Below are 12714 nucleotides of genomic sequence, written 5' to 3' on the forward strand. Positions count from 1 at the left end.
CCGGGAATTTCCGATTACGCTGCTATTTAAGATGGCTGTCGATGAAGGCCTGGTCGACCTGATCCTGAAATTGCTTCAGATTTCTCTCCAGAGCGGCCAAGTTGGAAGCGCTGCGCTTTTGCAGGAATTCGTCAACGGTCAGAGCTTCGGACCATAGTCCCTGCCATTGGGAATGGAATTCTTCGAAATCCTTGCCCGTATCGAATACCGGCGGCAAACCGAACCCGTAAATTGGCATTTCCGCATACCTCAGCGCCGCGTCTACTTTCTTGGCTTCGGCGGGGTAGGTGATGCCCTCAATTGCCGAGGCGTCGGGTTGTAAGGAGTTATCCTTGCTCTCCCGCTTCAATTCGTACAACTTGTTCACTTCGCCGGGGGAAGTCAAAAATTGCAGGAAATCCAGCGCAAGCTCACGATTATCGGATTTTTGGCTGATCACCCAACCGTTGCGGAGACCAGACAGCGGATTCAATCCGCCCGCGGTCAAGCCCTCGTAGTTCTCGGTAGTAATCGTCGGGAAGTTGACGACATCCCACTGGAATACGCGGTCCGCTTTGCCTTCGTCCTTGAGCTTGGCCAACTCGCTGTCCGTGCTGGGGAAGCTGAACGTTCCGTCATACTTCTGAACGGCGTTTTGGGAGATGAACTTGGACAAGAGTTCGGATCCGTCGGCCGTCAGCAGGTTATCGTTAAAGTACGGCTTCATCTGGAGGATGAGTTCCACCGCTTTGCGGTACTCCGGAGACTTAGCCGGGTCGATGAGTCCTTTCTTGAAAGCGACATAGAGCTCGTCGACCGTATACGTTTCTCCGTTGTTACTGTCCGGATCATCGAACTTGTACGTCCATCCGTCGGCATGCCGCAAGTTGATTTGTTCCGTCTTAACCCTGAACATGGCGTTCAGCATCGTTTGGAACATCCACCATGTTTGAGCGTCGTTATTCTTGATCGCCGTATAGAAAGGCAAATACCCCGCGTTCTTCAGCTTTTCGCTCACTGTCAGAAATTCATTCCAGGTAACGGGCGGAGTCTCGATGCCGGCTTTCGCATAGGCATCCTTGTTGTAAAACATTCCGACCCATACGAGCGACCAGGGGACGAGCTTGGCTTGACCGGCCGCATTGCGAGACGTATCAAGGAACGGCGAGATGAAATCGTCTTTCCACGCCTTCCCCGAGTCGGAGTACGGATTGGGTTGATTCAGGTAATCATCGAGCGCCAGAATGCCGTCGGCCCCCTCGAACGCGCTCACCATCGCCGGTTCCGCGAGCATCAGGTCGGCGGATATGCCCCCGATCATCTGAGCTTTCAGAGCTTCCGCGTAGTTCGCGTAAGGCATCGACTCCAGTTCGATCTTGACCTCGGGCTGCGCAGCGTTGTAATCCGCGATCGCCGCCCGCATTTGATCGCCCCATTCATCTTCCATGAACGTGACGACACGCAGCTCGCCGCTCAAGCTCCGTGTGGTTCCGCTTTCATTTGATGCCGCGGTAGTGGGGGAAGCAGAATTTTTGACCTCGTTTGTCTCTTTCGAAGAACCGAAGCACCCGGTCAACAGGCCGGACATGAGCGCCATACATACAAGCAGAATTACCGAGCCTTTTCTCAGTCTGAGCATGCGATATCCCCTTTTGATATAAGTTATGTACAAACATGATTTATATTGTCATGTTTGTACTTACAAAACAATTTTATTATGCGAATTATCTCATGTCAATGAGAAAACAAAAAAAAGGCTAAAAAAAACTCCCGACTTTCTTAAGCCGAGAGATCGTATATTTTTTCTCTTCCCGGGATCTAGCTTCGGGCTTTCATCGAGGTAAGATTCGTTTTCAAGACAGGCTGAAGAACGGTTTTCCGATAATCGGCGCTTTCCGTTCCTTCGCTATTCGTCGCAGCTTCTGCGATCTCCACGATCATCTCCGCGGCCGTACGGCCCATGACCGTTTCGGACTGGTCGACATAAGTGAAATAAGCGAACTCGTCCTGCAAGGAGGTCGGGTTGTCGAAGGAGACGATGGAAATGTCCTCTGGAATTTTTAAGCCGTTGGCTTTAGCCGCGTGGTAGATCAAAATGGCAATCGAATTATGCAAAGCCAGATAGGCGGTCGCATGCCGCGCTTTGATATAACGGTACAAAGGATGATCCTGATCGAAGTCAAGATGTTGGATGTCGATATCGGAGAGCATCAGAGACGGATTGATCATCGCTCCCCGAGCCGTCAATTCCTTCACGTAGCCGTCGATTCGGTCCCGGATCGTCACGGTAGGAAAATCGATTCCCGAGCACACCGCAATGTCCCGATGGCCCAGATCCCACAGATGGGAGACCGCTAAACGGGCACCGGCTTGGTTGTCGGAACCGACGAAATGCGTCTCAATGCCCGGCAGATAGCGGTCAATCAGGACGAACGGGAATTGCCGCAGCTTTAAAGACAGTATTTCATCGTTATAGGCGTTGTCGTCCACGGGAAAAATGATGAGTCCGCTTACCCCCGCCTCGATTAGTTCCCGAATTGCGGCGCGCTCTTGTTTCTTCGAGTTGTTCGTGAGCGCCATGGTCAGACTGTATTGCCTCTCGTTCAAGGCTCTCTGAACGCTGTCCACAATTCGCATCGCGAACATGCTGTCGATATTGGGCATGACGAGACCGATTTTCCTCTGCTCGTCCGCTACGTTTCTCGCGGCCTCCGACGCCTTCCCGGTTGATGAGGATTGCGCGGTACCGGATGATTCGCCGTTCTCCGGCCTCTCGGCTACGAACGTCCCTTTGCCGGGAATCCGACGAATGAGACCTTCTTTGGTCAAATGGATCATCGCAGTCGATATCGTCATGCGACTGACCTTAAATTGTTCTTTAAGCTCATGCTCGGTAGGAATCTTGTCTCCAGGCTTCAAATCGCCGTTTTGAATCCTTTCGCGAATGTCTTCTTGAATAACAGAGTACAGCGGTTTTCTTGACGCTTGATCCATCAGGGGCCTCCAGCAACTTTGATATATACTTATCATATTCAATTTGATATTGTCATGTCAAATCAAACATATCCTGTTGTGAGACAAATAAATAGGTCCATGCACAATTGCATGGACCTTCACACGAATCTTGGACATACCGAAAAGCCTAAAGAGAGCCGCAACAAGTCACTCGCCAGGTCACTTGCAGATAAGGCGTGTCAGCTCCTCTTTAGCCCGAGTCCGTCACCGACTGTCGGCAGTTATGAACTCGGCCAAATATACTTGATCCGTAAAGCCCCCCGTTGCATACAGCTTGCCGTTGAATAACTGTGCCGAGTACAGGATAACGTTATCGGGAACCGCATGCCTCGACCAGCGATTGCCATCCTTGGACAGATATACGGATCCGTTATTGCCAACCGTTACGAATGTATCTTCGAAATAACGAATACTGTACAAACTCGGAGATAGCGTACTCATTCCTGCCGGTTTCGAATATTCAAGGCTTTGCTTCTTCCATTTCGTACCGTCCTCGGATTTGAACAAGGCGTATTCCCGATCCACATGATATCTCTGCGCAGCCGTTATGATGAACATTCCGTTGCCCCATATCACGTCCGACAGATTGTATATGGCGTCCCCGTTAGGGCTTTTGATTTGTTTGCCCGCCTTCCATACCGTGCCGTTATCCGAGACTAGCGTAACTCCCCATTCGCCGACTGCAACGAACTTTTTGCCGCTCCAGGCAATGGAGTAGATAGACGCCGTCGTGTTTGTCTTGTGCTTCGTCCACGTCTTCAAATCTTTCGAAGTCATAATAAGTCCGTTCGAACCGGTGACATAATAAATTCCGTTGGCCTTGATAATACGAGAAAACGACTCTTTGATCGGCGTAGCGGCGGCCTTGCTCCACTTGACCCCGTCTTTGGACGTCATCATCAGGCCTTCCGCCCCAACGGCAAAAAATTGACTGCCCGTCCACAGAACATCGTAAAGCGGGAATTTGCCAAACTCAAAACTGGAGCGGTCGACCCCCTTGGAATCGATGGACCATAGCTCCCTATCCGCCGCTTTCTCGGCTTGGGGGTAGTAGTCGTCCACCTCGCCGCCAACGGCGACCAGCTTGCCCCCTCCGACGGCCATGCTGTTCAAATGAACGGGCCGAAGAGCGACTTTCTTGAGCAGCTTCCATTGTACCCCGTTCGCGGACGTATAGATTCCGACGTCCGTATAGATGACATATTGCTTGCCGTCATGCAGCATATTGAGATTATAGTAGGTTCCGAACGTCAAGTACTGTTTGGAAGGCAGCGGTCCGACGCCTATCATGTCGACCCATTGCTTGCCGTCCTTCGACGTCTTTAATACGGAAAACGACTCGATCCTGTCATTGGAATATTTCGAACCCTCGGCAAAGAACCGATCCTTTACCCATATGACTCTGTTCCAGAAGATACCGTCCGATGGCACGGACGTCCATTTGACCCCGTCCTTGGACGTAAGCAGCAAGTAATCTCCAACCACGATGAAGGTGCTCCCCCCGAAGTGAAGATCGCGAATCGTCTTATCCTTCGTCGGGATCGCAACCTTCTTCCACGTTATGCCGTCTTTGGACACGGCGGAAGTGCCTTCGCCGCTTAATGCGACGAACGTGCCGTTGCCCCAGACGATATCCCCTAGAGCCGACTTCATGCCGGTTTTGCGCTGGGTCCATTTCAAGCCGTCTTCGGAGGTCATAACAAGCGCTCCGTCGCTGTCGCCGCCGACGGCTACGAACCTGCTGCCGTTAAACGCGATCGAATCCAGCTTGTCGATAGTCGAATCGTATTCCGTCCAGTTCAATCCGTCCGCCGAAGTCCACAATGACGATTTGTTGTGTAACTTAAATTCGAGCGCGACGAACCGGCCTTTGCCCCAGACGATCGCCTGCATCTCGAAATTTTCGAGCTGCGGATTTTTACTCCAGGTGACTCCGTCCTTCGACGTGCAGCCGTCCGAGCTGACGTATATTCCGTTGCCGTAAGCATAGAGATCCTTATGGTTAGCGAGGTCTGTAAGCTCCGGATAGAGCTTCGTCCATTCGAGCTGCTCTTCGTCTGTCGCTTCCGACTGAGTCGGATCCGTGAATTCAACCTCCTCTGCCTGAACCATCGGCGACGAATACAAGGGAGTAGCGAGAATGAATGCAAGCAACAAGGTCAAACTGCGAAACATACGCATAGCAAAATATCTCCTTTTTCGGTCGATATATCGGTAAACTTTTCCATTTATTATATACATAATTCGACAGGTTGTCCCGACTAATCGAAAAAAGGTGATTTGCAAGCCGCGGCAGTATCTTTCTCCAATCATGAAAAAGTGAAAAAGAGGCTGCCCAATAAGTGAAAGAGTCGTACCGATAACCATGTACGCTCCTACTTATGGGACAGCCCCTTCTAAGAGAAAGTTCAATGCATTCCTTTCTTAATCGAACTTGGCGAATAGCACGGAATGCTTAGGCAGAAATACGGAAATCGTCCCGCCCTCCCTCGCGATTCCGGAGTCTTCCAAGCGATCGAACCGCCGCTCCCGATCCATAATCAGCCACTCGCCCTGTCGCGAACCGAGCTCCGGCCAAGAGATTCGGTATTCTCTGCTCTCACCGCCGAAATTGCTGATCCACAGGGCCGAGCCTCCAGAGTCGTTCGTTACGGCAAGCGCATATACCCCTTGCGCTCCATCTCCGGTTTCGGCTTCTATCCGATGCGAGTATCCGCATAACTCGTTGAATTTGCGGAACACATCGTAGACTTTCGTCGGCACGCCGTAACGATCAAACAGTCCGCAAAATAAGTTATGGGGCTGAGCGTCGTAGTAATTCGCTTCATGAACCGGGCAATCCTGGAGCAGAGCGAACAGCGCCGCCGCGAACGAAGCGCCCTCTTCGTTCTTGATCCGTTCGAAAGTCGTTTGCCGTTGCATCGCCCCTTCAGGCTTCCATAACTGCTCGCCTGCGGATTTGAAGAAGCCCCATTCGTTCAAGTGACACTCCATGTCGGAGTAGCCCGCTTCTTCCAGCCAGCGATTCACCAACCTGGAGTTCGCCGCGATCGCCTCCGGGTCGCCGGCATACGTATGCCATGTAAAAAAATCAAGCGGCAGTACGTGTGTACGGCAATACTCGATAAATCCCTGAGTGAACGGGTGATTGACCATCGTGGCCGCATGTCCTCCGACCTTAAGAGTCGAGTCATGCCGCTTGATCGCAAGCGAGGCGACACGGTATAGCTCATAATATTGCTCGGCCGTCCCCGTCCACATCACCTGATTGTCGGGATTGTCCGGCTCGTTCCAGATTTCCCAATACTCGATTCCATAATGAAATCCGTTCGCCCATCCCTCGTTATAATGCCGAATAATGCCTACGCATATTTTCGCCCATTTCTCGTAATCCTTAGGCGGGTGCACATAATACTTTGTCTTGGTATGCTCGATGCTTTCACCCAGGCGATAGACGATTTTAGCTCCCGTCGAGAGAACGGACGCGAGATAAGCATCCGTTCTCTCGAAATCGTAGCTCGCCGGATCTTCCGGGTCGCGGTCGAAATTGGGGAAAATCGTATGAATGTCTACTTCCCATGCATGCGGCCAATTCACGTCATGCAATCTGACGAGCGGGAATGCCGCATTGCGAAAATGCTCCGTTAGATCGACTAACGAGCCGAAGCTGACAGGTCCGTTGTTCACCCCATGCAGCTTTTTCAGAGGCCCGTTTGTACGATCGGGCCGAACTTGAATATCCATCGTGATGATCTACCCCTTCATAAGCCTTTTGGATGTGATTTCTCGGATAGGTACAAATTACGGGACGAGCTTGAGTGAACGGAATAGCGCGCTATCCTTCTCGTCTCCGATGCCGCTTCCCCACTCGATGTACCCTTTGCGTCCCGTGCCGTCGTTGTCGTTCACGAGCAGGGATACGCTGAGCATGCCGTCGCCCGAAGCGGCCGGAGCCAATTCCGTCCATGGCAAGGCGATTTCATAGAAAGTCGTCTTCGTGGTCTCGTTGCGAGTGATCGCCACGTTTCCATTGCTCACCGGCCCCGAAGTATAACCTTCCGTACCTAACCAACGGAACAGTTCCGGCCCTTGCGGCGTTAACGCCGCTCCGAACTCGTGCCATAACCCGCTCTCTCCCGGAGTGCCCTGGGCAATGCTGAATTGCAAGCTGTCGCCTTGCCAGATCGAGCCCGCTTGACTCGTCTGCGAGAAGACATTGTCTTGAATCTTGGCGGTAATATAGACGTTGTTCTGATCCCAGTTCAGCCAGATGTCGCCGTTCAAATCCGAGCTTCCGCCGTAGTTCTGAATCAAGTTGTTGCCATCGGTCGCTAGATTGGCGATCCGCGTGCCCGGATTAGCATCCGCCGTGCCGTCGACCGTTACGGTCCGATTTTTCATATCTTTCATGGCGGATGGATTGCGGCCGATCAGCTTGCCTTCGTAGACGTAGGCAATCGATCCGTTCGCCAGGAACGACAACGTTGTCGCGTAAGGCGTTCCGGCCGTCAGCCCCGTGACGGGCAAGTCGATGCTTCCCGACGAATGGGCGGCAACGGTCAACCCCGCGTTCAAGGTCCCGGTTTGGGTGCCAACCTGCCAATCCACTTCGTCGAGCGTATAGGGCTGCGAGCTTCGGTTAACGACCGCCATGCGAATCGCATCCCCGCTTCCCGTCAGAACATGCTTGGCGCTGAAGACGACCGGATCCACTAGACGGACGTCGGCGGACAGCTTCGCGATCGCCTGACCTCCCGCTTTCACGATTCCGAACAACGTCTGATCGTTGCTCAAAGCCGGAACCGAGATCTGGTACTGCTGCTGTTGGCCTGCCCCGACGTTGATCGCCACCGCTGTTCCTTGAACCTCGACGGTTCCGCTGATCGCTTGGCTGCCCGAAGCGGTGTTATCGACGGACAACGTGAGAACCGCCGCTTCCCCCTTAACGGCCTCTCCGCCTGTGAGCGTAAATCGATTGTTCGCGATAACGGTAGACGAGCTTGCGTTCATGTAGACCGGGGCTCCCGTAACCGTCAAATATGCATAACCGTTGTGCGGATTTAAAGTCGTCGTTCCGCCCATCACGTCCGTAATCACGATCGGAGAGCTCGTCTGGATCGCGACTTGCTTCGGTGTGGAAGACCAGAGAACGCGTTGCTGGCCGCTTCCGCTACCGAAGATGTAGCTGTAAATATCGGCTGCGACGGTCTCCTTGTGATCATACGGCTTGCCTTCCAGCTGTCGGGTCATGACGCCGTAAGCGGCGTATCCCGGTTTAGGCGCGTACTTGCCGAGCGCATCCCTCGCATTCCTTATCAAGCCGAAATTTTGTTCGTTAATGATCGGGTCGATCCCATCATTCATGAAATCGTACCAGTATACTTTCTCGACGCCCGCCGCCAGCTGAGTAACATTCGCGCGCACGACGTACGAGGCTTGCGAGGACTCGCTAATACCTCTGGCGTCCAATTGAGTCGGCCATCCGGTCTCCGTTCCCCAGATCGGCTTGGATTGCCCGTTATTGTACTGCTTCACGAGAGTGTCGAGCTGCTTTAGCTCCGCCTCCATCCCTTCCGGAGAGGCGGGATAGTTATACGGATGCACGGACAGAATGTCCATGTATTGAAGCCCTCCGAGCTGGAACAATTCCTCCATCCAGCTCCAGTCGTTATGCGCGACTACCCCGCCGATGACGATCGTGCTGGGATTGGCCGCTTTGATTGTCTGGTAACTGGTCTTCAACAATTCGTAGTAGTAAGAGGGCAGATTATCCGCCGGTCCATCTCCGAAATCGCCCATAATATTGAATTCGTTATAAACCTCCACCCACTTGGTGGCGGGAAAATCGCTCAACAGCGCATTGCCGTAGTCGGCGAACGCTTGTCTGCCGGCGTTCGTATAAGGCGTTGCTCCGCCGTCGTGATTCGCATTGTTAAACGACAAGATCATCAGCGGTTCCAGGTTGTTATCTACCGCTGTCTCGTAGTATTCCGTGTAATCCTCCGGCGTCTCGTAGACGCCCGCGCTCGGCTCCATGCGGCTCCAATACATCTCATCGCGGAAATTTTTCGCTCCAGCGTTCTCGATCAGAGGAATCATATCGGGATTCCAGCCATGCGCGAAGTGAGTCGCTACGCCGAAAAAGGAGGCGTTCGTCTGGCTCAGGTCGACGGGAGACAGTACGGAGAACGTCGTCTCGGCCGTACCGACCGGTTGTCCCGCCGAGCTTGCCTCAACCTTAAAGCGGTAATACCCGCTGCCTAACTGCGGAAGCTGCAGCTGCGCCGTGCCGTCGATCGTTTGGGTGCCGGAGCCCGCTACGCGACGCCCCCAGAAGTCGGTCGCCGACCAGACCAGATCGGCGTCCTGCGCTAGGTCGACTTGGAAAGCGATCGTCTCGGCCGTACCGAACGAATTCCCCAGATGATCCTGCTTAATACGAATCGTCGGCCTAGGCACATGGGCGCTTACGTCGTCGATCCAGAGCGTTCCGCTTGTTTGTGTCCCTACAAGTTCCGATTCTTCCATCAGTACATCCATGCGGATGGCCGGGCCATGCCATAGGCCGTCTTCCGCTCCGCCCCAATGGTAGGTACCGGGTCCGGGCAATCCGGCTAGATGCGTGACAACGATCTGTTGCCAGTTTCCGTTCGGCTGGATTTCGATCCGCTGCTGATGAATTTGTCCAGTCTCGTCGAACAGACGAAGTGCGATCGCGTTAAGATCCTGCGTTTTCACCCAGAAACTGAGCTCTTCCATGTCGATGTCCGGCAATTCTTTGTTCATCGAGACGTAAACTCCGCCGTTCGTGAAATCCCCCGTCAGCTTCCCGGCAGCGGCACCGGTATGATGCTCGTTCGTATCCCGGGTAAGAGTTCCCGTCGCTCCCGGAAACTCGGGACCGTTATGGAACGCCCAGCCTACGTCGTTCCCTTCGTAGTCGCTGATGATCTCGTCGTCGTAATACGGCCCGGCCGGACCGTCAGGGACGGTAGCGGTCACCTTGTCGACCAGCAGCGTTCCGGTGGTCGGCGTGTTCACGAAAGCCCCGTACTCGAGATTCAAGCCCACGCGGATAGCGGGACCGTGCCATAAACCGTCTTCCGCTCCGCCCCAATGATACGTTCCGGGTTCGTTCCCGCCGGCCAGATCCGTGATCACGATCTCCTGCCAGTTCGGACCGGGCGTAATATCGATTTCCTGCTGATGGATTTGGCCGGTACTGTCTGTGAGCCGGAGCGCCAGCCAAGCCAAATCCTCCGTCTTGATCCAGAACCGCAGCTCTTGCATGTCTACGTCGGCCAAGTCCATGTACATCGAGACGTAGTTGCCTCCGCCGGAGAAGTCCCCCGTTAGCTTGCCGGATTTCGTTCCTTCGTAGGAATCGTTAGTTTCCGCAACCAAGCCGCCGGTCGCGCCGGGGTATTCAGGCCCGTTGTGGAAAATCCAGCCTTCGTCGTTGCTTTCGAAATCGCTGATCGTCTGTTCGACGGTCCCTTGTTGGGCGTAAGCCGTTAGCGGTTGCGGTAAAAAACGGCCTACGTTCCCTGCATTACCTGCGATCATTGCAAATGCCAGTAAGACCGTGAATACTCTTGCCGCAAGCGTCATTAACGAACCTTTGCTGCTCCCGTGCTTTGAAGCTCTCATCATGGACACCCCTCTTCAGTAGTGGTGTAGCGCGATCCAGCCTTGCTTCCAAGCCTTTCGCTTCCCAGTATACAAAAGGGGGATTAGAGCGTATATGTCACTTTCTATAGAACTCTTATCTTCCGTTCGCAAGATTCATTGGCTACGAATATGCCAAGGGGCTGTCCCGTAATCGCTTCAAGTTGCTCTCAAAGATGATCCCTACTAAAGGTTAAAGGGGTATGTACCTCCTTCCGATGCTATACGCTCCCGAAATCTGAATGGGTAAACCCGTTACAGAGTAATTTCGGGAGCGTATGAGGCAATCTACAGGAGGTACATACCCCTTACTTTGTGTATGGATCATCTTAAGCAACTTCGCTTATGGGACAGCCCCTTGACTCGATTCCAAAATATGAATCTTACGGACTCCTCAGCAGAACCTTGTCGCCGACCGCGATCGCACCCGGTTTAACGACGGAGGCATAGACGCCGAAGATTAGCTTCAGCTCCTTGTTGACGACTTTCAGCAACGAAGGATCCCGTTCCTGCGTGTCCGGATGCAGGCCGATCATCGCGCAGCGCTCGCAGCCTTTATCGATTCGCAGCTCCGCGCTTCCTATGGTCACGTTTTTGCCAATCCACTCCGACTCTTCCGCCTCTTCGTCGTTGAGCGAAACGATGAGATTTGCCCTGAATCGGCGCGGATCCAGCTCCTTCCCCCATAACGCTTCGAGCCGGAGAAGCGAACGGTCCGTGACGATCAGAATATGGCTGTCGTCAATTCCGGTCCCGCCCCCGCTCTTCGGTCTATAGCTCTTCATGCTTATTTTCACACGGGCGAATTGCTGGACTTCGCGAAGAAGCTCTTCGTCCCAGCGGTACTGCTTCCCGTCAGGAGCCGTCACGATGACGCAGGGTTCCCCGTCCTCGGCGCTTTTCTCCTCAAGAATCGCGCGATAGCTTAACATAGCCGGGATTCCCCTCGCGGTAATAAAGCTGTTCCAGCCTTCCTTCGTCTCGTCTATGAAAGCATGAAGACGATCTCCGAATATCCCGTAGGATTCAATTCTGCATTCCGTTTCCAACCGTTCTCCCGCAAAGGATTTGACGGGGTACCGGTACATTTCGCGAACAGTGCCGACAATCGCCATCCTTGTGCATCCCTTCCCCGTGAAATGCGGGCGAGCGTCACTCTTTGACGCTGCCCAGAACAATCCCTTTGATGAAAAAACGTTGCAGGAACGGATAAAGTAGCAAAATCGGAAGCGCGCCCAAGAAAATCTGGGCCGACTTAGCCGTTTGATCGTTGATTTCCGAGAAGCGCTCCATGCTCTTGACCGAGAACAAACTGAGGTCCTGCTGAATCACGACCGTCTGAAGATAACTCTGCAGCGGGTAATCCGTGGGCGAGTTCATGAAGATCAAGCCGTCGAACCAGGAGTTCCAATGGCCGACGGTCGAGAACAACGTCACCGTCGCCAGCGATGCCATGGAGAGCGGAATGTAGATTTTCCACAGTACGGTCAGATGCCCCGCTCCGTCGATATAAGCCGCTTCTTCCAATTCCTTCGGCAGCCCGCGGAAAAAATTAAGCATCAGGATAACGTTGAAGACGGGAACGGCTCCGGGCAGTACGAGCGCCCAGATCGAATCCATGATCATCGTATCTTTCACAATCATGTACAGCGGGATTAGTCCCCCGCTGAATAGAATGGTGAAAACAAATATCCATGCGTAAAGCGTTCGGGAACGAAATGCCGACGTCTCCTTGGATAACGGATAGGCAATAAGAACGGTCAGCAGCATGTTAAGCGCAACGCCGATGCCGACCCGCTCCAACGTAATGAGCAGCGAGTCGAGAAATTCTTGTTTGCCGCTCACGAATTCGTAGCTTCTTAATGTGAACTGAACGGGCCACAGCTTGACGTATCCGGCTGCCGCGGCCTGGCTTGAACTAAACGATACGGCGAGCACGTGAATTAAAGGCAATAAACAAACCGCAGCCATCGAGGCCAAAAAGATATAGTTAAACGCGACGAAAGCGACTCTGCCGCGGGAGTAGCGTTCTACCATAGGATTGTTGCTCCC

General features: G+C 53.4%; 7 protein-coding genes. All 7 read right to left on the reverse strand.

Annotated features, from left to right (window positions below; genetic code table 11):
- Positions 1–22 precede the first annotated feature (22 nt).
- The 7 genes from DFP98_RS30180 to DFP98_RS30210 all read right to left on the reverse strand — a co-directional run bounded on the left by DFP98_RS30180 (position 23) and on the right by DFP98_RS30210 (position 12699).
- The gene (locus tag DFP98_RS30180) at positions 23–1618 is read right to left on the reverse strand and encodes an ABC transporter substrate-binding protein (protein ID WP_116064361.1); all 1596 of its coding nucleotides are present in this window, start codon (positions 1616–1618) and stop codon (positions 23–25) included.
- Between the two features lie 179 nt (positions 1619–1797).
- Complete coding sequence (locus tag DFP98_RS30185; protein WP_181918029.1) at positions 1798–2973, reverse strand: GntR family transcriptional regulator; 1176 nt, start codon at positions 2971–2973, stop codon at positions 1798–1800.
- A 225-nt stretch (positions 2974–3198) separates the two neighbouring features.
- Complete coding sequence (locus DFP98_RS30190; protein ID WP_116064363.1) at positions 3199–5175, reverse strand: beta propeller repeat protein; 1977 nt, start codon at positions 5173–5175, stop codon at positions 3199–3201.
- Between the two features lie 243 nt (positions 5176–5418).
- Positions 5419–6738 (reverse strand): GH39 family glycosyl hydrolase, encoded by a 1320-nt coding sequence (locus DFP98_RS30195; RefSeq protein ID WP_116064364.1) that lies wholly within the window; start codon positions 6736–6738, stop codon positions 5419–5421.
- Positions 6739–6795: 57 nt separating this feature from the next.
- Entirely contained in the window at positions 6796–10647 is a 3852-nt protein-coding gene (locus DFP98_RS30200; RefSeq protein ID WP_116064365.1) for a sugar-binding protein, read from the reverse strand.
- Between the two features lie 398 nt (positions 10648–11045).
- Positions 11046–11777, reverse strand: a complete 732-nt coding sequence (locus DFP98_RS30205) for an MOSC domain-containing protein (protein WP_116064366.1) — start codon at positions 11775–11777, stop codon at positions 11046–11048.
- Between the two features lie 37 nt (positions 11778–11814).
- Positions 11815–12699 carry a carbohydrate ABC transporter permease gene (locus DFP98_RS30210; RefSeq protein WP_116064367.1) on the reverse strand — a complete coding sequence of 295 codons (885 nt, stop codon included), beginning with the start codon at positions 12697–12699 and terminating at the stop codon, positions 11815–11817.
- Positions 12700–12714 lie beyond the last annotated feature (15 nt).

Origin of the sequence: Cohnella phaseoli, from assembly GCF_003386235.1 — a bacterium.
Taxonomy (GTDB): domain Bacteria; phylum Bacillota; class Bacilli; order Paenibacillales; family Paenibacillaceae; genus Cohnella; species Cohnella phaseoli.

Excerpts from the sequence above, each read along its gene's own strand:
- DFP98_RS30185 (WP_181918029.1), bottom strand. The coding sequence starts at position 2,973 with ATGGATCAAGCGTCAAGAAAACCGCTGTACTCTGTTATTCAAGAAGAC.
- DFP98_RS30195 (WP_116064364.1), bottom strand. The coding sequence starts at position 6,738 with ATGGATATTCAAGTTCGGCCCGATCGTACAAACGGGCCTCTGAAAAAG.
- DFP98_RS30210 (WP_116064367.1), bottom strand. The coding sequence starts at position 12,699 with ATGGTAGAACGCTACTCCCGCGGCAGAGTCGCTTTCGTCGCGTTTAAC.
- DFP98_RS30190 (WP_116064363.1), bottom strand. The coding sequence starts at position 5,175 with ATGCGTATGTTTCGCAGTTTGACCTTGTTGCTTGCATTCATTCTCGCT.
- DFP98_RS30205 (WP_116064366.1), bottom strand. The coding sequence starts at position 11,777 with ATGGCGATTGTCGGCACTGTTCGCGAAATGTACCGGTACCCCGTCAAA.
- DFP98_RS30180 (WP_116064361.1), bottom strand. The coding sequence starts at position 1,618 with ATGCTCAGACTGAGAAAAGGCTCGGTAATTCTGCTTGTATGTATGGCG.
- DFP98_RS30200 (WP_116064365.1), bottom strand. The coding sequence starts at position 10,647 with ATGATGAGAGCTTCAAAGCACGGGAGCAGCAAAGGTTCGTTAATGACG.